The sequence below is a fragment of the Pararhizobium sp. genome, from assembly GCF_035497515.1.
In the GTDB taxonomy this organism is placed as follows: domain Bacteria; phylum Pseudomonadota; class Alphaproteobacteria; order Rhizobiales; family Rhizobiaceae; genus Pararhizobium.
The window spans coordinates 1-25,968 of the sequence record NZ_DATJDJ010000217.1 but is presented as its reverse complement, the minus strand read 5'-3'; the positions used below and the strand labels follow the sequence as shown (position 1 = coordinate 25,968).

At 61.2% G+C, this 25,968-nt stretch carries 22 protein-coding genes and 2 pseudogenes; 16 read left to right on the top strand and 8 right to left on the bottom strand.

Annotated features, from left to right (window positions below; genetic code table 11):
• Positions 1-166, bottom strand: a pseudogene (locus VL202_RS22855) (TetR family transcriptional regulator); the annotation flags it as partial.
• Between the two features lie 43 nt (positions 167-209).
• Between VL202_RS22855 and VL202_RS22850 the strand changes: the two are divergent.
• Both VL202_RS22850 and VL202_RS22845 read left to right on the top strand, forming a co-directional pair.
• Positions 210-485 carry a hypothetical protein gene (locus VL202_RS22850; RefSeq protein WP_325466353.1) on the top strand — a complete coding sequence of 92 codons (276 nt, stop codon included), beginning with the start codon at positions 210-212 and terminating at the stop codon, positions 483-485.
• A 115-nt stretch (positions 486-600) separates the two neighbouring features.
• Positions 601-849, top strand: coding sequence for a DUF982 domain-containing protein (locus VL202_RS22845; protein WP_325466352.1), 249 nt, complete (start codon positions 601-603; stop codon positions 847-849).
• A 70-nt stretch (positions 850-919) separates the two neighbouring features.
• Here the strand turns inward: VL202_RS22845 and VL202_RS22840 are convergent, their stop codons facing one another.
• Complete coding sequence (locus VL202_RS22840; RefSeq protein WP_325466351.1) at positions 920-1,318, bottom strand: ester cyclase; 399 nt, start codon at positions 1,316-1,318, stop codon at positions 920-922.
• Between the two features lie 256 nt (positions 1,319-1,574).
• Here VL202_RS22840 and VL202_RS22835 point away from each other — a divergent pair, with 256 nt between their 5' ends.
• The 6 genes from VL202_RS22835 (at position 1,575) to VL202_RS22810 (ending at position 7,642) form a co-directional block, all read left to right on the top strand.
• Positions 1,575-2,708 (top strand): aminomethyltransferase family protein, encoded by a 1,134-nt coding sequence (locus VL202_RS22835; RefSeq protein ID WP_325466350.1) that lies wholly within the window; start codon positions 1,575-1,577, stop codon positions 2,706-2,708.
• A gap of 4 nt (positions 2,709-2,712) precedes the next feature.
• On the top strand, positions 2,713-3,318 hold the full coding sequence (locus tag VL202_RS22830) for a dimethylamine monooxygenase subunit DmmA family protein (RefSeq protein WP_325466349.1): 606 nt from the start codon (positions 2,713-2,715) through the stop codon (positions 3,316-3,318).
• Positions 3,315-4,280, top strand: coding sequence for a PDR/VanB family oxidoreductase (locus tag VL202_RS22825; protein ID WP_325466348.1), 966 nt, complete (start codon positions 3,315-3,317; stop codon positions 4,278-4,280). Before VL202_RS22830 ends, VL202_RS22825 begins: the two co-directional genes overlap by 4 nt.
• A 33-nt stretch (positions 4,281-4,313) precedes the next feature.
• The gene (locus VL202_RS22820) at positions 4,314-5,354 is read left to right on the top strand and encodes a DUF3445 domain-containing protein (RefSeq protein WP_325466347.1); all 1,041 of its coding nucleotides are present in this window, start codon (positions 4,314-4,316) and stop codon (positions 5,352-5,354) included.
• Positions 5,355-5,572: 218 nt separating this feature from the next.
• Positions 5,573-6,910, top strand: coding sequence for an NAD(P)/FAD-dependent oxidoreductase (locus VL202_RS22815; protein WP_325466346.1), 1,338 nt, complete (start codon positions 5,573-5,575; stop codon positions 6,908-6,910).
• A 132-nt stretch (positions 6,911-7,042) separates the two neighbouring features.
• The gene (locus tag VL202_RS22810; protein ID WP_325466345.1) at positions 7,043-7,642 is read left to right on the top strand and encodes a PAS domain-containing protein; all 600 of its coding nucleotides are present in this window, start codon (positions 7,043-7,045) and stop codon (positions 7,640-7,642) included.
• Positions 7,643-7,666: 24 nt separating this feature from the next.
• On the opposite strand, the gene VL202_RS22805 is transcribed toward VL202_RS22810, so the two are convergent.
• Positions 7,667-10,036, bottom strand: a complete 2,370-nt coding sequence (locus VL202_RS22805; protein ID WP_325466344.1) for a DUF1989 domain-containing protein — start codon at positions 10,034-10,036, stop codon at positions 7,667-7,669.
• A 284-nt stretch (positions 10,037-10,320) separates the two neighbouring features.
• Here VL202_RS22805 and VL202_RS22800 point away from each other — a divergent pair, with 284 nt between their 5' ends.
• Positions 10,321-12,111, top strand: a complete 1,791-nt coding sequence (locus VL202_RS22800; RefSeq protein ID WP_325466343.1) for an APC family permease — start codon at positions 10,321-10,323, stop codon at positions 12,109-12,111.
• Positions 12,112-12,163: 52 nt separating this feature from the next.
• Here the strand turns inward: VL202_RS22800 and VL202_RS22795 are convergent, their stop codons facing one another.
• Positions 12,164-12,760 carry a CDP-alcohol phosphatidyltransferase family protein gene (locus VL202_RS22795; RefSeq protein WP_325466342.1) on the bottom strand — a complete coding sequence of 199 codons (597 nt, stop codon included), beginning with the start codon at positions 12,758-12,760 and terminating at the stop codon, positions 12,164-12,166.
• A gap of 219 nt (positions 12,761-12,979) precedes the next feature.
• Here VL202_RS22795 and VL202_RS22790 point away from each other — a divergent pair, with 219 nt between their 5' ends.
• The 6 genes from VL202_RS22790 to VL202_RS22765 all read left to right on the top strand — a co-directional run bounded on the left by VL202_RS22790 (position 12,980) and on the right by VL202_RS22765 (position 18,861).
• The gene (locus VL202_RS22790) at positions 12,980-14,776 is read left to right on the top strand and encodes a bifunctional alpha/beta hydrolase/class I SAM-dependent methyltransferase (RefSeq protein ID WP_325466341.1); all 1,797 of its coding nucleotides are present in this window, start codon (positions 12,980-12,982) and stop codon (positions 14,774-14,776) included.
• A gap of 2 nt (positions 14,777-14,778) precedes the next feature.
• Positions 14,779-16,104 carry a phosphatase PAP2 family protein gene (locus tag VL202_RS22785; RefSeq protein ID WP_414692933.1) on the top strand — a complete coding sequence of 442 codons (1,326 nt, stop codon included), beginning with the start codon at positions 14,779-14,781 and terminating at the stop codon, positions 16,102-16,104.
• Positions 16,101-16,538, top strand: coding sequence for a hypothetical protein (locus VL202_RS22780; protein WP_325466339.1), 438 nt, complete (start codon positions 16,101-16,103; stop codon positions 16,536-16,538). The genes VL202_RS22785 and VL202_RS22780 overlap by 4 nt, the downstream gene beginning before the upstream one ends.
• Positions 16,539-17,198: a lysophospholipid acyltransferase family protein gene (locus VL202_RS22775; protein WP_325466338.1), complete on the top strand. Its 660-nt coding sequence runs from the start codon at positions 16,539-16,541 to the stop codon at positions 17,196-17,198. It begins immediately after the preceding gene.
• Positions 17,195-18,124, top strand: a complete 930-nt coding sequence (locus tag VL202_RS22770) for a phosphatidate cytidylyltransferase (RefSeq protein WP_325466337.1) — start codon at positions 17,195-17,197, stop codon at positions 18,122-18,124. The genes VL202_RS22775 and VL202_RS22770 overlap by 4 nt, the downstream gene beginning before the upstream one ends.
• 80 nt (positions 18,125-18,204) lie before the next feature.
• Positions 18,205-18,861: a sulfite oxidase-like oxidoreductase gene (locus VL202_RS22765; protein ID WP_325466336.1), complete on the top strand. Its 657-nt coding sequence runs from the start codon at positions 18,205-18,207 to the stop codon at positions 18,859-18,861.
• A gap of 3 nt (positions 18,862-18,864) precedes the next feature.
• On the opposite strand, the gene VL202_RS22760 is transcribed toward VL202_RS22765, so the two are convergent.
• Both VL202_RS22760 and VL202_RS22755 read right to left on the bottom strand, forming a co-directional pair.
• A complete protein-coding gene (locus tag VL202_RS22760) occupies positions 18,865-20,859 on the bottom strand; it encodes an adenylate/guanylate cyclase domain-containing protein (protein WP_325466335.1) in 1,995 nt (664 codons plus the stop codon).
• A gap of 182 nt (positions 20,860-21,041) precedes the next feature.
• Positions 21,042-21,980: a sensor domain-containing diguanylate cyclase gene (locus VL202_RS22755; RefSeq protein WP_325466334.1), complete on the bottom strand. Its 939-nt coding sequence runs from the start codon at positions 21,978-21,980 to the stop codon at positions 21,042-21,044.
• Between the two features lie 46 nt (positions 21,981-22,026).
• Between VL202_RS22755 and VL202_RS22750 the strand changes: the two genes are divergently transcribed.
• Positions 22,027-22,191 (top strand): hypothetical protein, encoded by a 165-nt coding sequence (locus VL202_RS22750; RefSeq protein ID WP_325466333.1) that lies wholly within the window; start codon positions 22,027-22,029, stop codon positions 22,189-22,191.
• A 62-nt stretch (positions 22,192-22,253) separates the two neighbouring features.
• On the opposite strand, the gene VL202_RS22745 is transcribed toward VL202_RS22750, so the two are convergent.
• Positions 22,254-24,188, bottom strand: a complete 1,935-nt coding sequence (locus tag VL202_RS22745; protein ID WP_325466332.1) for a DEAD/DEAH box helicase — start codon at positions 24,186-24,188, stop codon at positions 22,254-22,256.
• A gap of 1,448 nt (positions 24,189-25,636) precedes the next feature.
• Positions 25,637-25,795: pseudogene (locus tag VL202_RS26015) on the bottom strand (TadE/TadG family type IV pilus assembly protein); the annotation flags it as partial.
• Positions 25,796-25,968 lie beyond the last annotated feature (173 nt).

The window sequence follows — 25,968 nt, the reverse complement described above, 5'->3', positions numbered from 1 at the left end:
GGCCGGCGCCATTGGCGACGTCGGCAAGGGTCGTTTCGGCATAACCGCGCTTGGCGAGCGAATCGATGGTCGCCTCGATCAGTTGCTGGCGCCGCGTTTCCTGGGATGCCTTGCGGCCGCGCACACCCTTTTCACCGGCCGCCACCGCCGCAGATACTGCCTTCATTCTCACCGCAACCTTCTGGTTCTTGACGCTGAGAACAACGGTCATGATGCGCTCCCGCCCGGTTTTTGACCGCGCAGATGAGTGGGACAATGCTCCCCTGTGTCAAGCACTATCAGAAGATGATGAAGCCCGCCAGAACTGGGACCTCATCAGGACGCCGCCGGGCACCGAATGGTCCGGGCGAACCCGTTATGCAGCCGCGACCTTCTTCTATCATCGCGGCGAGATGAGCGCCGAGGTGCTGGAAGTCTATCGCATCTGTTCGCGCATCGACGCGGAAGACCCGCTGGATGTTCTGCGCCGATGCGGAGCGAGATGATGATCGACGGTGACCTTATTCAGCCTATCGTTTTGAAAGCAGATTCCGAAATGAATTCCGTTCAGGAACCATCTCCGTTGCCGGGCGTTGAGAGCGGCAATTCAGAACAAAAAGCATGAGGACGACGTTGAGTTACAAGCGCTTTCCAACCCCCGTCAGAGTGACCATCAAACAAAGTCAGGAAAATATCATCGCATCCGCCTGGGACGCCGTGGAGTTCCTGCGCCGCTGGCCCGGCCATCGCGGCATCGCCTATCGCCGTGCCCTGCAGCATTGCCTCGATGCACTCGACGGCATCCGCAGCCCGCGCAAGGCCTGGGCATCTTTCGTCGCCGCGATGAAAGAAGAAGGACTTCTTGCCTGAGATTGGCCAGGATGGACGCAACAAGCCCGGGCGATCGTCCGGGCTTTCGTGTTTCTAAGGCCGGAATAAACTAATCCAGAAGCTGCGCCTCGATTGCTGTCTTGTCGATCACCGACCACACCTGAACGATCCTTCCCTGCCGGAATTCATAGAACACATTCTCGGTGAAGGAGACCGTCCTGCCGTTCACGGGAAGGCCCAGAAAGAGCCCCTTCGGCGAGCAATCGAAAGCCAGGCGGCTGGCGATATGCGGCGGGTCGCAGAGCAGCATCTGGATGTTGAAGCGAAGGTCGGGAATATCGTCGAAATCCTTTTCCAGCATGGCACGATAGCCGGCCAAGCCGAACAGCCGGCCGTTGTGGATGGCATTGTCACCGACAAACTGCCCGAGCATTCCCCAGTCCTGCCGGTTGAGGCAATCGATATAGGCGCGGTAGATCTCAGGCAGGCTGCTTTCGGTCTCGGCCACTGGCCACTCCTCTTCCCATTCGCACGTCGTAAAACCGGACATATCAAAGCGATATGGGCGCCGGCAGTCGAAAATCCAGCCCTACACCGACCGCTTTCACGCGGGCTGCGCCGAACAAAACAGCAGCCTGGGGTGCGACAGACACGCTTCCAAATTTCCCTGCCACAAATTGATTTGACGGCTTGCCGTTCCCAAAAACGCGAATATACTCAAGAATAATTATTTCCACAGAGTGAAATAAACAAGGGAACAGATCATGGCATTGAGCTGGCGTTTTTCCGCCTTGGGCGACCGACATCGAGCATTGGGATCCAACCTCGAGGACTGGAGCGGCATGGGAACCGCCTGGACCTATGACAAGGATATCTATGAAGAACACATTGCCGTGCGCACCAAGGCCGGCATCATGGATGTGTCGGGCCTGAAGAAGGTCCATCTGGTCGGCCCGCATGCCATTGCCATCCTGGAATATATCACCACCCGCGACATGACCAAGGTCTATCCCGGCAAGTCGGTCTATGCCTGCATGCTCAACGACCGCGGCCATTTCACCGACGACTGCATCGTCTACCGCACCGGTCCGAACTCCTGGATGCTGGTGCACGGTTCCGGCTCCGGCTTCGAGGAGATCGTCAAGCAGGCGCAGGGACGCAACTGCGCCGTGCTGTTCGACGACGACCTGCACGACCTGTCGCTGCAGGGGCCGCTCGCAGTCGATTACCTCGAAAAATACGTGCCGGGCATCCGCGATCTCAAATATTTCCATCATATGCAGACGACGCTGTTCGGCGCACCGGTGATGATCTCGCGCACCGGCTACACCGGCGAACGCGGCTACGAGATTTTCGTGCGCGGACAGGATGCCGGCATGGTCTGGGACCGCATCGTGGAAGAAGGCAAGGAGATGGGTATCATACCGGTCTGCTTCAGCGTTCTCGACATGCTGCGGGTGGAAAGCTATCTGCTGTTCTACCCCTATGACAATTCGCAGATGTATCCTTTCGCCAACGAGCAGCCCGGCGACAGCCTGTGGGAACTCGGCCTCGATTTCACCGTCAGCCCCGGCAAGACCGGATTTCGCGGCGCCGAGGAACATGCGCGCCTCAAGGGCAAGGAACGCTTCAAGATTTTCGGCCTGCTGGTCGAGGCCGATGGTCCGACCGATCTCGGCGACGAGGTCTGGGCCGACGGGAAAAAGGTCGGTGTCATCACCTGCCCGTCCTATTCGAAGCTGACGAACCGCTCGATGGCGATCATGCGCGTCGAGGTTCCCTATGCTGTCCAGGGAACCAGGCTGGAGGTGAAGGGCAAGACGGTCAACGCGCCGGCGATCGCCCATACGATCACTTTCGACGACCCGAAGAAGACGAAGCGGACGGCGCAGGGCTGACGGCATGCTCGTTCAAGGGATCAAAAGCAGGCCGGAATACAAGGGGCTCGACATCGATCCCCACGCCAGACGTCACCTCTTCGTCCTCGAGGGCGAAGGGGCGATGGCGCTGGTCGATCAGGTCGAAGCCAAGGGCCGGGATTTTCTGACCAAATCGGAAATCCTCTATCTCGCCGGCGGCGCTGCGCCAAAAGCCTATGACGCGACGCTGACGGCGCTGTCACCGGATATCTTCTGGCAGGCACCGACCTTCCAGCCGCTGATGTTTCGCCTGCGTGCCTGTCTTGAGCAGGCCCGCATGGGAACGCGTCTTTATATCGCCGGCACCGAGGGCTTCATCGGCCAGGTCATGCAGGTGGCGCTGGAATTCGGCATCGACTTCAACTCGATCCACACCGAGCATCGCGGCTCGACGGCGCGCCGGGTGCAATGCGTTCACTGCAAGGGCATCACCGACAATGTGACGACGAGCCCCTTTGCCTGTACCCATTGCGGACTGCCGCTTCTGGTGCGGGATCATTATTCCCGCCGCCTAGGCGCCTTCCAGGGCGTCAACATCGACGCCGAAGAGCCGGGTACCGCGCCTGCCCCTGAGGAGATGTTCCCGTGAGCCTCAACACAGATATGCCGGTGCGGGTCGCAGCGGTAACCCAGGTCACCGACAGCGTGAAGCGGTTCCGCTTCGAACGCCTCGACGGCCACCCGATGCCGTTCTTTTCCGGCGGCGCCCATGTCGTTGTCTCGATGAACGACAACGGTCTGCTGCGCCGCAACCCCTATTCGCTGATGTCCAATCCCGACGACAACAGCGCCTTCGAAATCAGCGTCCTGAAAGTGCCGAATTCGCGCGGCGGTTCGGTCTTCATGCACGAGCAGGTCAAGCCGGGTGATCATCTGATCGTCAGCCAACCGGTCAACCTGTTCCCGGTCGATCATCGCGGCCGCAAGCACATCCTCATTGCCGGCGGCATCGGCATCACGCCGTTCATCGCCATGATGGAGCAGTTCACCCGCGACAATGCCGCCTTTGAGCTGCATTACGCCATCCGCTCGCGCGAACACGGCGCCTACTGGAAGCAACTGCTCGACCGCTACGGCCCGCGCCGGGTGAGAATCTATTGCGACAGCGAGAAGACCTTCATTCCGGTCAAGACATTGGTCGAAAACCAGCCGCTTGGGACGCATCTCTATGTCTGCGGCCCTGCAGGTATGATCGATGCCGTTCTGCTGATGGGACTTGAAGCCGGCTGGCCGAAGGAAAACCTGCATTCGGAGCGTTTTCTCGCGCCTCCGGCGGGCCTGCCTTTCCAGGTCTTCCTGGAAAAGTCAGGCATTCACATGACCGTCGGCGAACACCAGAGCATCCTGGAGGCCGCCGAAGCCCATGGCTGCGACGCGCCCTTCATGTGTCGCGGCGGCGCCTGCGGCCAGTGCGAAACCGAAGTCTCGTCCTGCGACGGCACGCTGGAACATAACGACATCTACCTGTCGGACGAGGAAAAGGCGTCCGGCAAGAAGGTCATGATCTGCGTCTCGCGGTTCAAGGGCCAGCAACTCGTTCTTCAACTCTAGCAGTCGTCCACAGACAGAAGGAGGACCGGACAGATGACCATCACGTTCAGGAGCGAGACGTTCCGCGACGATTTCACTTTCCGCAACAGCCTCACCAATATCAGGCGTTTCCCCTTCCCCTTCGATCGCGACGAATACATGTATTCGGTCAACATGGAGCCGCATGTCCGGGGCAGACAAGACAGTGTTTTCGAAAACCTGATCGACGTCGATGAGCATTACGTCGCCGAAATGCAGGACCGGGCCATGGTGCTGAAGGAAGATCCACTGCGCTGCCAGGCGCTGCCGCACATGATGGCTGCGCAATGGGATACGCTGGAACTCCTGATGGAGCACCAGGCGCACGATTACCCCGAGCATTTTACCCTGGAGAAGAACGGCGATCGCTGGCGCTGGATCAACCGGCCGCTGGGCATCGACGACACATTTACCTTCGGCGATCCGGCAACGCTGCCCTACCCGCCGATGGAATATATCACCCGCCAGGCCCAGGGCGATTTCTGCATTGTTGACCAGCGCGACAACAATCTCTGGATGGACGCCGGCATGGTCACCACCCAGGCCGACTGGTCGCTGGATTTCGACATCGGCATGAACTTCATGGAATGGCACGGGCCGGTGCCGCTGGCGCACCAGATCGGCGTCTTCGACCGGGCGCTGAAATTCCTGCTCAACCTGCAGCAGGGCAAGCCGACCCGCCGGCTGAACTGGACGATGACGGTCAATCCACGGCTCGATACTTCGCCGGAAAACTATCACAAATGGGGGCCTGACCGCATGACCGTGACGCCGGAGAATGTGGGTGAGAAGATGCACCTGCGCGTCGAACTGCAGAGCCTGTGGCGCTTGCCCCGCTCCAACGCCATCCTGTTCGTCATCCGCTGCTACCTGATCAGCCTGGAAGAACTGGTCACCGTGCCGAAATGGGCCCGCCGCCTGCCACGCGTTCTCGCCAGCCTGCCGCCGGAAATCGTCGACTACAAGGGCCTGACCCGCAATCGTCCGCTCATGATCGACTGGCTTTCGAAATACGACGACGGATCACCGACAAGCGCGGGGATCTATCCGGATTGAAACACGATGAGGGCACTCCTCTTCCTCCGTCATTCCTGTGCTTGTCACGGGAATCCAGTCACGCGGCGTCTGGCGTGTGAAAGAGCCCTTTAGCGGCGCGGACGCGCCGCTGCTGGATCCCCGCCGCAAGGGCGAGGATGACGGGGAGAAAAGCAGCCGTAAGAGCATCAAGGCAAGGGCGACAAAAACACGCCTGAAAACAAAGGGAACAGACAGACATGACCAGAGTAGCCGTGATCGGCGCGGGGCCATCGGGCCTTGCTCAATTGAGAGCCTTCCAGTCCGCCGCCCAGAAGGGTGCTGACATCCCGGAAGTGGTCTGCTTCGAAAAGCAGGCCGACTGGGGTGGTCTGTGGAACTACACCTGGCGCACCGGGCTCGACGAATATGGCGAGCCGGTCCATGGCAGCATGTATCGCTATCTCTGGTCGAACGGCCCCAAGGAGTGCCTGGAATTCGCCGATTATTCCTTCGAGGAACATTTCGGCAAGCCGATCGGCTCCTACCCGCCCCGCGCCGTGCTTTGGGATTACATCAAGGGCCGCGTCGACAAGGCTGACGTCCGCAAATGGGTTCGCTTCTCGACGCCAGTGCGCATGGTCCGCTTCGACGAGGAATCCAGGACCTTCACCGTCACCGCGCATGACCGCGTCAACGACGTCATGTATGACGAGATCTTCGATTATGTCGTCGTCGCCTCCGGTCATTTCTCGACGCCGAACGTGCCCTATTTCGAAGGCGTGAAGACCTTTGGTGGCCGGGTGCTGCATGCCCACGACTTCCGCGATGCGCTGGAGTTCAAGGACAAGGACGTGCTGATCGTCGGCCGTTCCTACTCGGCCGAGGACATCGGATCGCAGTGCTGGAAATACGGCGCGAAATCCGTGACGACCAGCTACCGTTCCAAGCCGATGGGCTTCAAATGGCCGGAGCGCTTCGAGGAGCGTCCGTTGCTGCAGAAGCTGGTCAACAGGACCGCCCATTTCGCCGATGGATCGACCAAGGAAGTCGACGCACTCATCCTGTGCACAGGCTACCTCCATCACTTCCCGTTCCTGCCCGACGACCTGCGCTTGAAGACCGCCAACCGCCTGTGGTCGGACAATCTCTACAAGGGCGTGGTCTTTGAGAGCAATCCGCAACTGATGTATATCGGCATGCAGGACCAGTTCTACACGTTCAACATGTTCGACGCCCAGGCCTGGTATGCCCGCGACGTCATCATGGGCCGCAACAAGCTGCCGTCGAAGGAAGAAATGAAAGCCCATTTCGAAAAATGGCGCGCCCGCGAGGAAACGCTCGAGGATGCCGAGCAGATGATCTGGTTCCAGGGCGACTACGTCATCGAACTGCTAGCGGATACCGACTATCCGAAGTTCGACGTCGAGGGCACCAACAAGACCTTCATGGAATGGGAACATCACAAGGCGGAGAACATCATGGGCTTCCGCGACAATGCCTACAAGTCACTGATGACCGGCACGATGGCGCCCAAGCACCATACGCCCTGGCTCGAAGCCATGGATGATACGCTCGAAGTCTATCTGAAGAATTGACATCCAGATTGACCACGACATAGCCGAAGGCCAGCGAAGCTGGACTTCGGCTCTTAGTATAAAACAACGGAATATTATTCACGGCCATCAATACCCCTCGTCCCCACCCTCCAGCCACGACCGGGATTTACCATGGACTTTTTAAGCAGCGTTCTCGGTCGCATGAATGGATTTCTCTATCGATGCCGGGCCGATGAACATTACACCATGCTGAACATGACCGATGGCATCCAGCGCGTCCTCGGTTATCCGATGGATGAGATCGTTGGAAACCGGGTTCGCACCTTCACCTCGATCATGTGCGAGGAGGATGTGCCGGCCATGGACGCGGTGGTCGGCAGAGCATTGGAAACCCGTACTGACTGGACGCTGGAATATCGCATCCGCCACAACAGCGGTCATTTCGTCTGGGTTACGGAAACCGGCGGCGGCGTCTGGGATACAAACGGAGAGCTACTGTATCTCGAAGGCAGCATCGTCAACATTGAATCCCTCTACCAGCGCATCGACGAACAGACCGCCGGCATGCGCGCCACCGCCTCGCGCACCGCCGAAATCCTGCATTCCCTGCGCTACCTGAAACTGCTTGCCGTCAACGCCGGCATCGAGGCCGCGCGGGCCGGAACAGCAGGTGCCGGCTTTGCCGTTCTGGCTTCGGAAATGCGCACGCTGGCCAACGATTCCGAAGCCGTCGCGCGGCAGATCGCCACCGCGCAGGGCAAGACGAGCTGACACCCGCAGAGGTCAGCCGTAAACTCAGGATCGCGGCTTCAGCTTCTGCGGATCGTAATGCGCAAACGGCACGATCCGTGCTGGCAGCCGCTTCTGCTGGCCATCCAGTTTTCCGATCTCGACCTCGGTACCGATTTCCGAATGCAGCACATCCATCCGCGCCAGCGCGATCGTCTTCTTCAGGAGCGGCGAACGTGTCGAACTGGTAACGACGCCAACCTGCGCTCGGCCGATATGCACGGTGTCGCCATGGCCAACGGCATCATTGGCATCGATATCGAGCCCGACCAACTTGTAGCGCGGGTTTTCCTTGCGCTTGATCAGCGCATCGCGGCCGATGAAATCGTCGGTCTTGGATTTCAACGGCACGGTGAAGCCGATGCCGGCTTCGAACGGATCAGTCTGGTCGGAGAAGTCATAATGCGCAAACACCAGACCGGCCTCGATGCGCACCATGTCGAGCGCTTCCAGCCCCATTGGCTTCAGCCCATGCTTCTGGCCGGCCTCCCAGACTGCATCGAAAACGGCGGTAGCATCCTTCGGGTGACAGAAGATTTCGTAACCGAGTTCGCCGGTATAGCCCGTGCGCGAAACGACGACCGGCGCGCCTTCGAAATGGCCGATGCGGCCAACCGCGAAACGGAACCATTCGAGTTCGCCAATCGATGGCTGTGAGGGCGCGGTCCAGATAATCTCCTTGACGATCTCGCGGCTGTTCGGCCCCTGCACGGCGAGATTGTGCATCTGGTCGGTGGACGAGCGCACCCAGGCCTTGTAGCCCATCTTCTCGGCCTGTTCGCGCAGCCAGAGGCCGCTGACATCGTCGCCGCCGATCCAGCGGAAATTGTTCTGGCCCAAGCGGAAGACGGTGCCGTCATCGATCATGCCGCCATTCTCGTAGCACATGGCCGTATAGACCACCTGCCCCGGCGACAGCTTGCGGATGTCGCGCGTACAGCAATATTGCAGCAGCGCCTCGGCATCGGGTCCCGTCACCTCGAATTTGCGCAGCGGCGACAGATCCATCACCACGGCCTTTTCACGGCAAGCCCAGTATTCCTCGATCGGCCCTTCATTGTTGAAGCGGTTCGGCAACCAGTAGCCGCGATATTCGGTATGATTGCGCGTCAGTGCCGAAAGGCGCGGATGAAAGGCGGTTTCCTGGGTCATTTCGGGCTCTGCATCGGGGGTCATTCGGATCGCAACGGCGCGCGAGAATTTTTGCCTGCCCGAATAGGTCCGGACATGGATGTCGGTTGGGTTCCAGGCATTGGCCGCGTCGATATCGTCCGGGCAGGAGGACGAAACACAGACGAGATCGGTCAGCGCCCGCATCAGCACATAATCGCCGGGCCGCGACCAGGGCTCGTCGAGATAGAGCTGGTTCTGGTGATCGACATTGGTGTTGTAGAAATAGTTGAGCGCTTCCCAGCCCTTGCGCGGCGCGATGCCATAGGGCGCCAAGGCATGGTTGAAATTGTCGGTACAGTTGACATGTCCCGGATAGCCCATGTCATCGTAATAGCGTGAGTTGCAGGCCGTGGCGAAGGCGTCGTGGCGTCCGACCGTATCCTGCACGATCTCCACCAGCGGCTCGAAATCGCGGTCGAAAGCTTTCGACGGCAGGCCCGGCGTCGGATAGCTGCGTCCGAGCAATGTGCGTGTCACCGTTGCGTCCAGCGCCAGATCCAGCCCTTTGTCGATCTTGCGGGCCGAAAAAGCCTGAAAATCTGTGCATTGCCGGCCGCTGACATCGATGACCTGGATGAACTCGCCGGCCCTGACGAAATAGGCCGACGCCCTCGCCGCCTGGATGCGCAGGTCCTGCACAGGATCAGCCATCGGCTCCGGCAGCATTTCTTCATAGGTCCGCTCGATCCTGGCGCGCCTGATACGCAGTTCGAGTGCTGTTGCTGTATTCTGCAGTTCCGCATCCATGACCGGCGCCGGGGCAGCGACGATCAGGAGGCCATCGAGCGCGATCGTCAGTTCGGCCGAAGCGCCGGGGGACGAGCGCTCGCCGAACAACACCAGCGCCTGCGCGGTCGCCGGATCGACAGAGCGGCGTTTCAGAGCAGAGAACACGCGCCGGGCGCTCTCCTCGTCCCGCGTCAGGATATCCTGCAGACCTGAAGCACCTCCCGAGAACGCGACACCCAGCCCGGCGGCATTGAAACGGCCACTGCCATCGACGAAGCTGACTTCGCACAACTGGCCGCCCTCGACATCCCTGATCGTCACGCGGTCACCGGCGGCAACTTTCACCACTGTCGCGCCGCGACCCTTGACGCGGTAACGCTCCACGCCGACCGGCAGCGCCGGGATTCCCGGCCGCAGGATCGTGCTTGGGCGCGGCGGCGAAAGCACGCCCGCAAATCGTCCGGAATCCGTCATCTCAGCTCCCACCCGGCGGCATGGCCGTTCGACGCTCTGAAGGCGCCGCTTATGCACCGGCAATGTGGCCAAACTATCCTACGGGAGCCTTTGCAAAGTAAAGAGAGACTTGACCCAGAAGAAAAAAAATTCACTATGAGGATAAGCTTTGGCCAAAAAACGAAACGGGAACGGGGTGATGACACTGCGGAATGCAGGCTCCTCCACAGCGATGACCAAAGCCCAAAGCCATCCATACGGGGACGCGCGAAACGCGCTCAATAAACTGGTCGAGGAGACTGCTTATGGCATCAATTGTTGAGACCGAGGGGTCAGCGGCAACCGCTTCAGACGCCGGGCTGATAAGGGCGCTGGACTGGAAAGGGGCATTCTGGGTGGCGGCGGGCGTACCGCCGCTGGTACTCTTCTCCATCGGAGGCATCGCCGGCACGACGGGAAAGCTTGCCTTCGTCGTCTGGATCATTTCGATGATCATGGGCTTCCTGCAATCCTTCACCTATGCCGAGATCGCCGGCATGTTCGGCAACAAGTCGGGCGGCGCATCGATCTATGGCGCCACCGCCTGGCTCAGATATTCGAAATTCATCGCGCCCTTGTCGGTGTGGTGCAACTGGTTTGCCTGGTCGCCTGTCCTGTCGCTCGGCTGCGCCATCGCGGCGGGCTATATCCTCAACGCCCTCTTCCCGATCCCCGGCGCGGAATCACCGGCGGTCATGGAATGGATCAACGCCAATATGGCCACGTTGACGGCGGATAGCCCGCGCGTCGCCGAATGGCTGGCGGCCAATGCCGGCAAGACGGCGCAGGACGCGATCTCGGCGCTCCTCTCGGGTGACGCCATCGCGGCGCTGACGCCGGCAATCCGCAGTTGGTCGCTGTTGGGCTTCGACATTCCGTTCCTGGCCCATGCCAACCTCAACGCCACCTTCTTCATCGGCGGTCTCCTGATGCTGGTCATCTTCGCGATCCAGCATCGCGGCATCCATGGAACGGCCAGCGTCCAGAAATGGCTTGCCATCATCGTTCTCCTGCCGCTGCTGGTCATCGGTCTCTACCCGATCTTCTCGGGTCAGATCGACAGCATCAATGTCACCGGCCTCGTGCCACCGACGGCAGCCTATTCGGGCATCGATGGCACATGGTCGAACGGCGGCTGGACGCTCTTCCTCGGCGGCCTCTACATCGCGGCCTGGTCGACCTATGGCTTCGAAACCGCCGTCTGCTACACCCGCGAACTGAAGAACCCGAAGACGGATACGTTCAAGGCAATCTTCTATTCCGGCCTTCTGTGCTGCGTGTTCTTCTTCCTGATCCCGTTCACCTTCCAGGGCGTCATCGGCCAGAGCGGCATGCTCGGCGCGGGTGTCGTCGATGGCACCGGCATTGCAGAAGCGCTGGCAGGCCTCGTCCATGGCGGCCAGATCATCACGCAGATCCTGGTCATCCTGATGATCATGGCGCTGTTCCTTGCCATCATGACGGCCATGGCCGGTTCGTCGCGCACCCTTTACCAGGGGGCAAAGGATGGCTGGCTGCCGAAATATCTCGATCACGTCAACGAGCACGGCGCACCGACCCGCGCCATGTGGACGGATTTCGGCTTCAACCTCATCCTGCTCGCCATCGCATCCGACGTTGCCGGCTACTTCTTCGTGCTGGCCGTCTCCAATGTCGGCTACATCATCTTCAACTTCCTCAACCTGAACGCCGGCTGGATCCACCGCATGGACTCGAGCCACATCCAACGTCCCTGGAAGGCACCGACCTGGCTGATCGGCCTCAACACCGTTCTCGCCTTCGTCAACGCTCTCTTCCTGGGCGCCGGCGCCAAGGTCTGGGGTTATTCCAACGCATTGTGGGTGGGCTTCATCTTTGCCGCCCTCATCCTGCCGGTCTTTGCCTATCGTCACTATGTGCGTGATGGCGGCCGGTTCCCGGCCGGTGCGATGGACGATCTCGGCCTGACGGGCTCGGATCTGGGCGTCAAGAAAGCCGGTGTCCTGCCCTATGTGGCGCTCGCCGCCGGCCTGACGGTGGTGCTTGTGGCAAACTCCTACTTCCAGCTGCCTGCCTGATAAAATCAATCGAGTTGACAGTGAGCCGGGCGTTGCGAAACGTCCGGCTTTTTCATGCCTCGTTGAGGCCGCCGCGCACGCGGCCAACCACCGTCAAGCAGAGCATGACGCAGAGCAGCGGCTGCAGCCAGAACAGCCAGCCCGGAAGGGTGCCCACGACCGAGACCCAGGCGCCGAGAATGCCGAAAACCACCGCACGGTCGCTTTTCCCCATCGGCCCGTCATAGCGGCGCGTCCGGCCATTGGCGGCACCGGTCACGCCGGCAAACTCCGTCATCGTTGCCAGGAAGACGATCGCCGCCATCCATCCCAGACTGAAAGGGGCAACAAGGGCGAAGGGAAGATAGAGAGCCGCATCCGAAACAACATCCGTCATTTCATTGAGATAGGCGCCGAGCAGGCTCTTCTGCCCGTGTTCCCGCGCCAGCATGCCGTCGATGGCGTTGAGCGCCATGCGCAGGAAAAACCAGATCGGCACCAGCACGAACCATCTGGCATCCTGTCTCAGGGACAGGACGGCGCCGAGCATGATCGAAATGGCGGCCGCCGCGAGGGTCACCTGATTGGCCGTCACGCCCGCTGCAGCAAGACGATTGACGAGCGGGCGCAGGATTGCCTGGAAGCGCGATTTCAGCTGATAGACGGACATGACCGGGTCTCACGGGACAGAGGAAGGCGATTGGACGGAACAGACAGTGGTCGGATCACACAATGGCACTGCCGGCATTCATTGGCACGTTCATTTCCGAACTCCGCCGTTTACATCGCCCCGACAGTGAATATCCTTGTGTGTTCAAGCGTTTCATTCCACTGATTGAATGAAGTTGCAACGGTGGCGGGGGCCGCCGGTGTCATGAGGGAGACGGATATGCAAGAGAGCGCGCAGCAATCGAAGGGCCTTGAGCCCCGCACGCCGATTGACAGCGAATTCAAGACCCATGACGGCACGACGCTCTTCTATCGCCACTGGCCGGCAAGAACGGCGCAGACAACCGGCACCATCATCCTTCTGCACCGGGGCCACGAACACAGCGGCCGGGTCGCTCATATCGTCGATGAACTCGGACTCGAAGATTATGCCTTCTATGCTTGGGATGCGCGCGGGCACGGCCGGTCGCCCGGCGTTCGCGGCTTTTCTCCGTCCTTTGCCGCCTCCGTGCGCGATCTCGATATGTTCGTTCGTCATATCCAGGAAACCAGTGGCGTAGCGATCGAGGACATCGCCGTCATCGCCCAGAGCGTCGGCGCCGTCCTCGCAGCCACCTGGGTGCACGATTATGCCCCGAAGGTCCGCGCGCTGGTGCTTGCCTCTCCCGCCTTCGACATCCAGCTTTACGTGCCGTTCGCCAAGCCCGGCATCGCGCTGTGGCAGAAGCTGAAGGGCAGCTTCTTCGTCAATTCCTACGTCAAGGCGAAATTCCTGACGCATGATCCGGCCCGCATCGAATCTTACGAAAACGACCCGCTGATCACCCGCCCTATCGCCTCCCATATCCTGCTCGAACTGCATGAGGCGGCAAAGCGCGTGGTCGACGATGCCCGCGCCATCACGGTGCCCGTTCAACTGCTGATTTCCGGCAGCGACTGGGTGGTCCACCACGGACCGCAACATCGCTTTTTCGAGAATCTCGGAAGCCGGATCAAGGAGCGCCACGTTCTCGACGGCTTTTATCACGACACGCTGGGCGAGCGGGATCGCGCCCGGGCGATGACGAAGATCAGGGCCTTCATCACCGATCGCTTCGCTGTCCCGCCCGCTGTGGTCCAACTGCGCGACGCCCATATCCACGGCTATACCCGCGACGAGGCCGACCGACTGGCGACGCCCGTGTCTCCCGTCTCGCCGCGCGGCCTTTACTGGCTGATCAACAAGGCGTCGATCCAGTTCGGCGGTCTCTTGTCGGAAGGCATCAAGACCGGCATCAAGACCGGCTTCGATTCCGGCTCGACGCTCGACTATGTCTACGAAAACGAGCCACGCGGGCTTGGCCCCGGCGGCAAGCTGATCGACAAACAATTCCTCGAAGCGATCGGTTGGCGCGGCATCCGCCAGCGCAAGGTGCATCTGGAGGAGATGATCGGCAAGGCGTTGTATCGTCTCAAGGAGGCCGGCCGCTCGACCAACATGCTCGACATCGCCTCCGGTCACGGACGCTACATTCTCGATGCCATCGCCCAGTCCGATATCAAGCCGGATCATGTACAGTTGCGCGACTATTCGCCGATCAATGTGTCGGCGGGCCGAAAGCTGATCGCCGATCACGGGCTTGAAGCCACCGCCCGCTTCGACGAGGCCGACGCCTTCGACGGCGACGGACTGGCGGCGATCACACCGGCGCCTGACCTTGCCATCGTCTCCGGCCTCTACGAACTCTTCCCCGACAATGCCCTGATCGAGAGATCGCTCGGTGGCCTCGCCGGCGCCATGCGGCCGGGTGCTCTCCTGATCTACACCAACCAGCCCTGGCATCCGCAGCTGGAAATGATCGCCCGGGCCTTGACCTCGCATCGCGGCGGCGAGGCCTGGGTCATGCGCCGGCGCACGCAACAGGAAATGGACCAGCTCGTCGAAGCCGCCGGCTTCCGCAAGCTCGACCAACGCATCGACCAATGGGGCATCTTCACGGTCTCGATCGCCGAGCGTGTCGCGGGGCCGCAGGCGTGACGATCGACACGGCGTCATCCCCCACAATTTCCGCCCTGCCGGTGATCCGCCGCGCGGCGCTCTGGCTGTGCCTGCTCGCGCCGTTCTTCTACCTGACCTATGGCATCGCCAACTGGCTGGCCTCGCAGCGCGCCCATGTGCCGAACCTCGCCTTCGATTGGGAAGGCGCCATTCCATTCTACGCCTGGACGATCGTGCCCTACTGGTCGATCAACGCGTTTTACGCGCTGTCGCTGTTCATCAACGATACGTCAACGGCGGTCGATCGGCTGGCGAAGCGATATCTGATGGCGCAGGTCGTCGCCGTGACCTGCTTCATCGCCTTTCCGCTGACCGCCATTTTCACGCGGCCGGAAACCAGCGGTCTGCCCGGCTTCATGTTCGCCGTGCTCGGCGGCTTCGACAAACCATTCAACCAGGCGCCGTCGCTGCACATCGCTCTCCTGGTCATCATCTGGGATCATCTGCGCCGCAAACTGCCGGGCGGCGTGCGGCAGGTCTGGCATGTCTGGTGTTTCCTGATCGGCGTCTCGGTCCTCACCACCTATCAACATCATTTCATCGATATCCCGACCGGCGCCCTTCTCGGCCTTTTCGCTTTGTGGTTTTTCCCGCATGGCGCGCCCTCGCCGCTCGCCGGCTTTCATTTCACGACGAACGAGAAAGCCCGCCGTCTCGGCCGCGCTTACGCCGTGGGTGCTTGCCTCCTCCTCCTTCTCACAGTCTCCGGCGTTTTCCTGACCGGCTATGCCCTGTTGTTTCTCTGGCCGGCGCTTGCCTTGGCCATCGTCTCAGTCGGCTATTTCGGCGCTGGACCGCCGGTGTTTCAGAAAGCGGCCGATGGCAAGGTGACGCTCGCCAGCCACTGGCTGCTGATGCCCTATCGCTTCGGCGCCCGTCTCAACATCCGTTATTGGACGCGCGCGCTGCCTGCTCGGATCGAAATCACGGATGGCGTTTTTCTTGGACGTTTCCCAACAGGCCCGGAGCTTTCCGGCATCGCCACCGTCATCGATCTCACCGGTGAACTGATCGCTCTGCGGAGCACGACCGGGACCGTCTGGAAAAGTTTCCCCGCGCTCGATCTGGTCGCGCCACCGGATGAAACGCTTGCGGCTGCCGCCGGCGCGATCGAAGCGTCGCGCCCGAACGGCCCGGTTCTTGTCTGTTGCGCGCTCGGCTTCCAGCGCAGTGCCGCGACCGTGATGCACTGGCTTGTGGCGACAAGCCGGTCCCCCAACCGGTACGCCGCGCTCGAACTCCTCAAAAGCAAGGGCCGCCCCGTCCACCTGCCTGCCATGGTAACCAACCCGAAGGGATCAGCATGACCAGTTCGCCACTCGAAATTGCTGGTCATCTGCGGCGCAACGCGCTTTGGGGCGGCATTCTGGTCCCAGCGCTGCTCGCCGTGGCGCCGTTCCTGCGCGAAACCCACGATCTGCTATTCTTCATCCTGTGGACGGCGCTTCTGGTCTGCGGTCTGCTGGCGCTGGTGACGTCGGCCCATCTCCTGCTTGATGCCGCGCTGTTCAAGCTGATCGCGGCCACGCCGGACGAGCGCAAGGCACTGGAGGAAGTCGACACGGTCCTGTCGCGTGCCGGGCTACGGGCGCTCGCCGAAACCACGCGCTCCCTGCCCGAGCGGATCGCCGGCTCGCTGCGTCTGGTCAACCGGCAGCGCCTGGTGCTTTGCGTTTGTGTTGTGCTGTTCCTCGCCCTCGCCCTGCTGCCCGGCACAATCCTGCATGGGGGCAGATTCTGAATGGCTGCGATCAACTACAAGCGGTATCTGCAATCCTTTTCCGGTTCTGTTCTCGCCCTTGTCTCCCGCGCAGTTACCGGTGTACGACCGATCTGGAGCGGCAGCAGCCCCTCGCATCGACAACGTATCTATTTCGCCAACCACACCAGCCACGGCGATTTCATCCTGCTGTCCTCATGCCTGAGCCAGGAAGAGCGCGCCCGCACCTGTGCCGTCGCCGGCGCCGATTACTGGCGCTCGAACCGCATCCGCAAGGTCATGGCCGAGGTTCTGCTGCGCACCGTGCTGGTCGAGCGCAACTGGGTGGAGCGCAGCGAGGATCCGATGGTCGTCATGCTCGACGCCATGGGCAAGGGAGAATCCCTGATCATTTTTCCCGAAGGCACCCGCAACATGACGGACGAGCCGCTGCTGCGTTTCCGCTCCGGCCTCTACAATCTGGCGATCGCCCGGCCCGACGTGGAACTGATCCCGTGCTGGATCGAAAACATGTCACGCGTGCTGCCGAAGGGCGCCTTCCTACCGGTGCCGCTGCTCTGCCGCGTCATCTTCGGTGCGCCGATCGCGGTCGCCGAAGGCGAGCCACACAAGGATTTCCTGCATCGGGCGCGTCAGGCCCTGCTCGACATGAACCCCGATGCCAAAGGTGAACGGCCATGACCGAAACCACGCAGCTTTTCCTGGGCCTGATGGGCGTGCTCGTCACGGCAAGCGTTGTCGCCAGCATCCTGTCCTTTCGCAGTCCAAAGCCGCTCTCCTCTACGCTGGTCAACCTCAATGCGCGCATCAAGGCCTGGTGGATCATGGTCGCGGCCATGTGTATCGCCTTCCTGTTCGGCAAGGCCGGTGTCATCGTGCTGTTCGCGCTGGTCTCGTTTGCAGCCCTTCGGGAATATGTGACGCTGACCCATACCCGCCGCAGCGATCACTGGATCCTGCTCGGCATGTTCGTCGTGGTCATCCCTGTGCAATATTACCTGATCTGGATCGAATGGTACGGCCTCTACTCGATCTTCATCCCCGTCTACTGCTTCCTCGCCATGCCCGCCATGACGGCACTGTCCGGCGATACCTCGCGCTTCCTCGAGCGCATCAGCGAGCAGCAATGGGGCATCATGCTGTCGGTCTACTGCATCAGCCATGTGCCGGCGCTGATCACGCTCGAAATCCCCGGCTACGAGGGCAAGAAACTGCTGCTCATCGCCTTCCTGATCGCCACGGTGCAGGGCAGCGACGTGCTGCAATACATCTTCGGCAAGCTGTTCGGCAGACACCGGATTTCGCCCAGCGTCTCGCCATCGAAAACCTGGGAAGGCCTGGTCGGCGGGATTGTCAGCGCCTCGTTGCTTGGCGCCGGCCTCTCCTGGCTGACGCCATTCCCGCCGCTACAGGCCGGCATCCTTGCCGGTCTCGCCTGCATCATGGGTTTCCTCGGCGGCCTTGTCGCCTCCGCCATCAAGCGCGACCGGGGTGTCAAGGATTGGGGACAGATGATCGAGGGTCATGGCGGCATGCTCGACCGCGCCGACAGCCTTGTCTTTGCCGCCCCCGTCTTCTTCCACATCGTCCGCTATACCTGGACCTGACGCCCTGGCCTTGACAGGATGGCTCATAAAACCTGTAATTCGCTGCACCGCACCAAACCCGACAGTAGCGAGCGCCGAGCATGACCGACGAGACACCGGAAACGAAACTGACGCTGTCAAAACGCCGTTGGGCGGAAGAGGGGAAATTCCTGACCGGTCGGATCACCCGCGCCGAAACCGACCGCCTGCCGCCTGGCCAGCATCTGGTGAAGAACTGGCCGGTTCTCGACCTCGGTCAGCAGCCGCAGATTTCGCTGGCGGACTGGAGCCTGCAGATCGTCGGTGGCGTCGAAAACCCGGTCAAACTCGACTGGCATGCCTTTCACCAGTTGCCGCAGACCAACAAGCTATCCGACATTCACTGCGTGACCACATGGTCGCGCTACGACAACCGCTGGCAGGGTGTTTCCACCCACAACCTGCTCGATCTCGTCATGCCGAGGCCGGAAGCGAACTTCGTCCTTCTGACAAGCTATGACGGCTATACGACCAACCTGCCGCTTGCCGATTTCGCCTCCGAGGACGGCATTCTGGCAACGGCCTGGGAGGGCGAACCGCTGACGCGCGAGCACGGCGGCCCGATGCGCCTGGTCATCCCGCATCTCTATTTCTGGAAAAGCGCCAAATGGCTGCGCCGCATCGAGTTCCTGGTCGGCGACCAGGCCGGCTTCTGGGAAAAGAACGGCTACCACATGCTCGGCGATCCCTGGCGCGAGCAGCGCTATTCGGATGATTGACGATCAGATCCGTGTAGCGCCCAAAGCCTCGGTTCCTTCCTGCGCCTGCGGACATTGCTCCGCATCCATCCGCTCCCCGACAACCTCATAGAGCAGCAAAGCGGTAGCCCGCCCCTTGACCTGTGCTTGCCCGAGCGGTCGAAACAGGATGCGGTCGGCGCATTGCGCAACCACGGCGCTGCTGGCGAGGATCGTGGTGCCGTAGACCTTGTTGGTGCCCTCCAGCCGCGAGGCGACGTTCACCGTGTCGCCCATGGCGGTATATTGCAGCCGCTCTTTCGCCCCGACGCTGCCGACGACAGCCGTGCCGGTGTGAATGCCGAAGCGGGTGCGCAGTTCCGGCAGGCCACGCGCCTTCAGGTCGGCATTGAAGACGGTGAGTTTCCGCTCGACCGCGAGCGCGCAGCGACAGGCATTTTCGGCATGATGCTCGTCGCTCATCGGCGCATTCCACATGGCAAACACCGAATCCCCGAGAAACTGGATGATCTCGCCGCCATGGGCGCTGACAGTCTCGTTGAAGATATCGAAATAATCCGACAGAAGCGCGACCACTTCCTCGGGCGAGTGCTGTTCACTGATCGTCGTGAAATCGTAGATATCGGTGAACCAGGCCGTCACCTCCTGCCGCCGCGCGCCCCTGCCCGCGAACTGGCCGGACTCGATACCCTTGCGCACCAGTTCCTTCGGCACATAGAGGGCGAAGGTGAAGATCGCATCGCGCGCCCGGTTCATCGCTCGGCCGAGCGATGAAATTTCAGTGACATGGGAGTTGAGGTCACGTGGTGCGGTAAAATCCAGATCCTGCAACCGATTGGCATTGTCGGTGAGTTCGCCAAGTGAGCGGGTGATCACGCGGGCGAGGAACAAGGCGCTCAGCAGGCCGAGAAACACCACCGTCGCCGAGATCGCCAGCCCCTGATAGAGATTACGGTTGGCCGTTTCCGTCAATTCATCGAGCGGGGCTGCGACCACCGTCCGGTGCCCGGCCAGCAGCAGCGCCGATTTTACCGAGGTCGTCATGACGACATAAACGCGTCCATCGATCGTGGCGAAGCTGACGCCGTCGTCTTTCGGCAGCGTGGTGCGGATGCCGCTGACGAGCGGATCGGAGAAGGAGCCGCTGTCCCGCTCGCCCTTTTCCTTCATCGCCAGCATGCGCGCCATCAGCGCCCGGTCGGAATGGATGATCGGTCTGCCGGCGGCGTCCATGATGAAGGCGATCGTGCCGGTCGTCAGCCGCTCGCGCGCCAGGAAGTCGGTGATGGTGGCGAGATCGATGTCCGCTCCGATGACGATGCCGCCATTGCCACGATGCGCCTGCGAGATCGTCATGCCCGGCGCATCGGTCGTCACCATCGTATAGGGGCCGATCGCCGCTGGCTTCCGGCCATTGACCGCCACCTGGTACCAGGGCCGCCGGCGCGGATCGTAGCCGGTAGCGAGCAGCCGGCGCTCCAGCAGTTGGTTGCCGTCTTCATCGAGGAAAATCAGCCGGTTGCTCTGCTCGCCGCCGGCATCGATCTGCATCGAGCGCACCGCCACCACCGCCTTTTCCGGTGCGTTGAGCGCGATGCGCCAGGGCTTGGCCTTGAGCGTCACGACCTGGATGAAGGCGCCATCGGGATAACCGGCATAAATGCCGTCGAGGTTTTGCGATTGTGCGATAATCTCTCGCAAAAGCTTGATTTTGTCGCTCATCCGATCCGGCGGCGGCACCAGGATGGAATTGGCGATCGAAGCGGTGAACCCGACCAGCGCCGTCGTGCTGCCGGAGAGGATACCCAGTCGGTCGACGAGGCGATCGGAAAAGGCGCGCATGTCCGTTTCGGCATCGACGATCGCCGCCTTCCGCGCCCGCCAGTAGTCGAGCCCGACAAGCGTTCCCGAGACGGCAATGAGCAGCGCCGCCATCGCGAGACCGAGCAGCGAGCGCAGCGGCCTGGTCCAGACCGCGGCTGCGCTTTTGGCGGCAGGCTTCCCCCCGGCTTCCGACATGCCTGCTCCGAACGAACGATCAAAACCAAAACTTTCCGTTGCGATCAGGATATCAGCGGGTTGCAACGGCGTATAGTGAAGTGTGAGGCAATTCAATGTTTGAGACGAGGAGTCAAGGCCTCTTTCAATAGCTGAAAATCCCGGCAAATGCCTTGCAGAAGACGAAACTCAATATTCGCCCTTCATGCCGCGCTGACAGCTCCCCTCTCAGGATTGAACGGCCTGAACCCGTTCCTGCCATTTGCCTTGACCGCGTAGAGAGCGCTGTCGGCGCGGGCAAAGATGTCTTTCGCGGCGGCATCGCCAGCGATTACCGCCCCACCGACCGATGCGCTGATCTTCAGCTTTTTGGGGAATGAACCGACCCAGCATTCCATTGCCTCAACGATCCGGTCGCCGGTCTGCTGGAGATGCGCTGGGAAATTGCAGGTATGCAGGACGGCAAATTCGTCGCCGCCGAGACGGGCAACGAGCCTTGCCTCCGGCAACGCGGTCACAAGCCGCCGTGCGGCGTCCTTGAGGCATTCGTCGCCGGCCTGGTGGCCGAGCGTATCGTTGACCGCCTTGAAGCCATCGAGGTCGATCAGCAGCAGGGCGTGAGGCGGTCCGGATGTTTCGGCGCAGACCTGATTGTAGACGGTCTCGAACCTGGCGCGGCTGGCAAGCCCGGTCAGCGCGTCGATTTCCGTGAGCCGGCTGATATGATCGAACATCGCCTTTTCAGCGGTGATATCCTGCTTCATGCCGAAGATGCGCACAGGTTCGCCATCGAGCCGTTCGACGATCGCGGTGATCCTGATCCAGCGGGGAATGCCTTTTGCCGTGACGATCTCGGCGTCGAGCGTGAACCCCTCGCCATCCCGGATCGCGGCACTGCGCACCTCGGTCAGCTTTTTCCGTGACTCCGGTGTGTAGAGCGCGACGATATCGTCGCGATTGAGGGCGCACTGCGGCGCGAGGTCAAACAGCTCGTAGACAGTATCCGTCCAGGTCAGCGTCTGGTCCGGCAGGCTGCATTCCCAGATGCCGACCCGCGCAGCCTTGAACGACTTGTCGAACAGTTCCTGCAGATGTTCGAACCGGGCCGAGGTCTGCTTCCCGTCGACCGCAACATGACGCACGCTCGCTTTTTCAGATCGAGGCTGTTTTGCCAGTGAAGATGACACCATGCCCGAATATCCGCTGCTCGCCCATCGACATGATGTCGATGCTGAATGGCACGAATATGCGCTGCAAACGTTGCTTTTGGGTTTCCGTCAATGTGATGATGCAAACACGCGCGCCGAGCGATCGAAGAACGTAAAGGCAATCCCCGGAACAATCACGCGGTGATCGGCAAGGTTTGCGGCGGATCGGAGCTGTCGACCAACTCCGATCCGCTATCGCTCAAAACCTCAATTCGCCTTGTTCTTGAACGGCTTGCGCTTTGCGCCCTCGGCACCGCCCTTGTCGAATTTGGGCTTGTCGAACTTGGGCTTGTCGAACTTCGGCTTTTCGAACGTGGGCTTGTCGAAACCCGGCTTGCCCGCCTTCTTGGTCCAGGGCTTGCTGTCGGTCTTTTCCGCCGGCCGGTGGTCGGCACCGGCGAAATCGGGCTTGCCTTCGAACTTGCGCTTCGGCTTGCCTTCGCCCTTCCAGTCGGCCTGCTTGGCCGGATAAGGCTTCTTGCCGGCAAAGCCGCCGGAGAGGTTTGGCATGCCCTCGAGTTGCGTCACCACAATGCCCTTTTCGAGTGCCCGCTTCGGCCCGATTGCCTCGACGAAGCGATCCACCCATTCGCGAGCGATCTCGACATAGGTTTCCTCGGTCTGCATCTTGATCGCACCGATTTCCTGCTTGGTGATCTTGCCGATGCGGCAGAGCATCGGGATCAGCCAGCGCGGTTCGACATTCTGCTTGCGGCCAGCCGACAGCGAGAACCAGACGCTGTCGCCAAAATCGCCGCGCGGAGCACGCGGTTCGCCGCGTTCGGGACGGTCACCACGGGCGGGACGTTCACCCGACGGCGTATAGGCCGGCGTGTCCATCAGGTCTTCCGGCGCCGAACGGCCGGCGCGCGCCTGCCTGAGGAAGGCGGCGGCTACCTGATCGGGACCGTGCTTTTCCAGGAGTTCGCGGATGAAGTCGGCCTCGTCCGGCGTGATCGGATCGATCAGAGCCGGATCGGCGAGAACCCGCTCATCATCGCGACGACTGACCTCGTCGGCCGATGGCGGGCGCGCCCAGTCGGCATTGATGTTGGCGTCGCGCAACAGGCGCTCGGCCTTGCGGCGGGCGCTGTTGGGCACGATCAGCGCGCTGACACCTTTGCGACCCGCGCGTCCCGTGCGGCCGCTGCGGTGCAGGAGCGTTTCGGGATTGGTCGGCAGGTCGGCATGGATAACTAGTTCGAGCCCCGGCAGGTCGATGCCGCGCGCGGCGACGTCGGTCGCGATGCAGACGCGGGCGCGGCCATCGCGCATCGCCTGCAGCGCGTGGGTGCGCTCGTTCTGGCTGAGTTCGCCGGACATGGCGACGACCGAGAAGCCGCGATTGTTGAAGCGCGCGGTCAGGTGATTGACGGCGGCGCGGGTGGAACAGAACACCAGCGCGTTCTTCGCCTCGTAGAAGCGCAGGACATTGATGATGGCGTTCTCGCGGTCGGCCGGAGCAACGGTCAGCGCCCGGTATTCGATGTCGAGATGCTGTTTCTGCTCGGCCTGCGTGGCGATGCGCATGGCATCGCGCTGGTAGCTCTTGGCCAGATTGGCGATCGCGCGCGGCACGGTGGCCGAAAACATCAGTGTGCGCCGTTCGGAGGGAGCTTCCTCCAGGATGAATTCCAGATCCTCGCGGAAACCGAGATCCAGCATTTCGTCGGCTTCGTCGAGAACGACGGCCTTCAGCGACGACATGTCGAGGCCGCCACGGCGGATATGGTCGCACAGGCGACCGGGCGTCCCGACGACGATGTGGGCGCCACGATCGAGCGCGCGCCGTTCGCTGCGCATGTCCATGCCACCGACACAGGAGGCGACGGTCGCGCCGGTCAGTTCATAAAGCCATTCCAGTTCGCGCTTGACCTGCAGCGCCAGTTCGCGGGTCGGAGCCACGGCAAGCGCCAGCGGCGCTTGGGCCTGGCCGAAACGATCCTTGCCCTCGAGCAGCGTCGAGGCGAGCGCAAGGCCGAACGCCACCGTCTTGCCGGAGCCCGTCTGCGCCGAAACCAGCGCATCCCTGCCCTCGAGTTCCGGGGCGAGGACAGCCTTCTGAACAGGCGTCAACTCTGAATAACCGCGCTTGCTCAATGCCTGAGCGATCGCCGGAGCGATGCCGTCTAACTCTGCCATATGCTTATCTCTCGGAATTCGGATGTCATGCGCGCCTCGATGGACGAGAACAGGCGCAGTTTCCGCGGCCGGCACGTCGCCAGCCAATACATGCGCGCCCTCTTACTGCGACTGACGGGAATTGTACAGTGTGCAATGCAGCATCATAGAAAATCACCGTACGGACCGGTCACTACCGATGCGAAAACGAAACAGCCACGCATCCTCGCCGATGCATGGCCGCGCTTCGTTCCGATTCCGGCAAGCTTCAGCGTGGCTCAGCTTGTCAGGCGCGGGGTGCGAACCACCTTGTTGAACAACGCCTTCATCGCCGCCTCGATGCCTTCCGTCGGGCTCACTTCGAAGTAGAAGCCGGGCGACGCGCATTCTTCCATCTTCGTGCCGATCGTCGCCTGGAAGGGCTTGATCCAGGTGTTGTACCAGGTGTTGTTCGGCAGCGGCAGATAGGTGGTGTAGAGCACTGCAATCTTGATGCCGCGATCCTTCAGCATGGTGCAGTAGGTCGGATCGATCGGCTCCTGGCAGCGGCTACCGTTGAGCTTTGCCGTGCAGCCCTTCGGCTTGTAGCTGTCGCCGACGCCATCAGCGACGAAGAACACGATCTTTTCCGGGGTGGCGGAGCTCGCGCCGTTGCCGGGCGTGCTGATTTCAGCGTTGATCTTGGTCAGGGCGTTGTCAAAGCTGGTCTGCTGGTCTTCGTTGAAATTCTGTTCCGGAATGCTCATCAGCTTGATGTCCTTGGTGCCGGCCTTGACCTTGGTCAGGTCGGCAGTCAGCGCCGCGACTTTCAACAGTTTCACGTCCTGGGCCGTTTCTCCAAAGGTGTAGGCCGCCATGCGGAACTGGTTGGAATAGCTCTGCGTCCGCTCGGCCTCCACCGTCAGTGCGGCAACGGCCTTGGCCACCACGTCGATGCGGATGGTAATGCCGTTGTTGCGGGCGACGAAATAGTTGCTGGTCGTGTCGATCACGCCCTTCGCAGAGACGATATGACAGGCAAATGCACAGTTTTGAGAGCCTTTATCCTTAACGTTTTTTGTGGCCTTGATCATATTGTCGACATCACCAGGCGTCGCCGCGACCCCCATGGACGGCGAGTTGTCGAGCAGCATGTAGAAGTCCATGAAGGACTGCGATTGATAGACAGCCGTGGCCTTGCCGGAAATGGTGATGGTATTCTTGCCGATAACGCGCAGAAACGATGTATTGATCGTCGCCTGATAGGTCAGCTCGGCCTTGATATCCTTGCCCTTCTTGTTGACGGACGCCTTGACCTTGTCCACCTTGAAGTTCTTGTCTTCGCTTTGCGGCCCTTCAAGAGCGGCGCTTTCCTTCTGCGCCTTGAACAGGGCCTCGGCCTCGGCTTCGCTCAGCGGAACGGGGCCATCCTGCGCCATGTTGATCGCTTGGCCGACACCGGCCGACCGTTCCGAGATCGCGCCGATGACAGCCGCGTCCGCCGCATTCTGCAATTCCGCCTGCAATTCCATGGCCCGGGTAAAGTCGATCGCCATGCCGGCGCAACCGAGGATCGGCACAATGGCAATCGCGCCCATGATGGCGAAGTTGCCCGACCGGTCCGCAAAAAGCTTCTTCAAAATGCGCACTGTCGCCACCCTGCGTTCAGGCGCCGCCTATCGCGACGCATATGTATTGATGAAGCCGGAACTGTAGCAACGAAGTTCTAAATACGCGTAAACCGCATTGGTTAACGGCGGGAAAATTCAATAAAAATCATTATGTTAGTTTTTATGCGCATAAAGTCATACAATTAAATTCG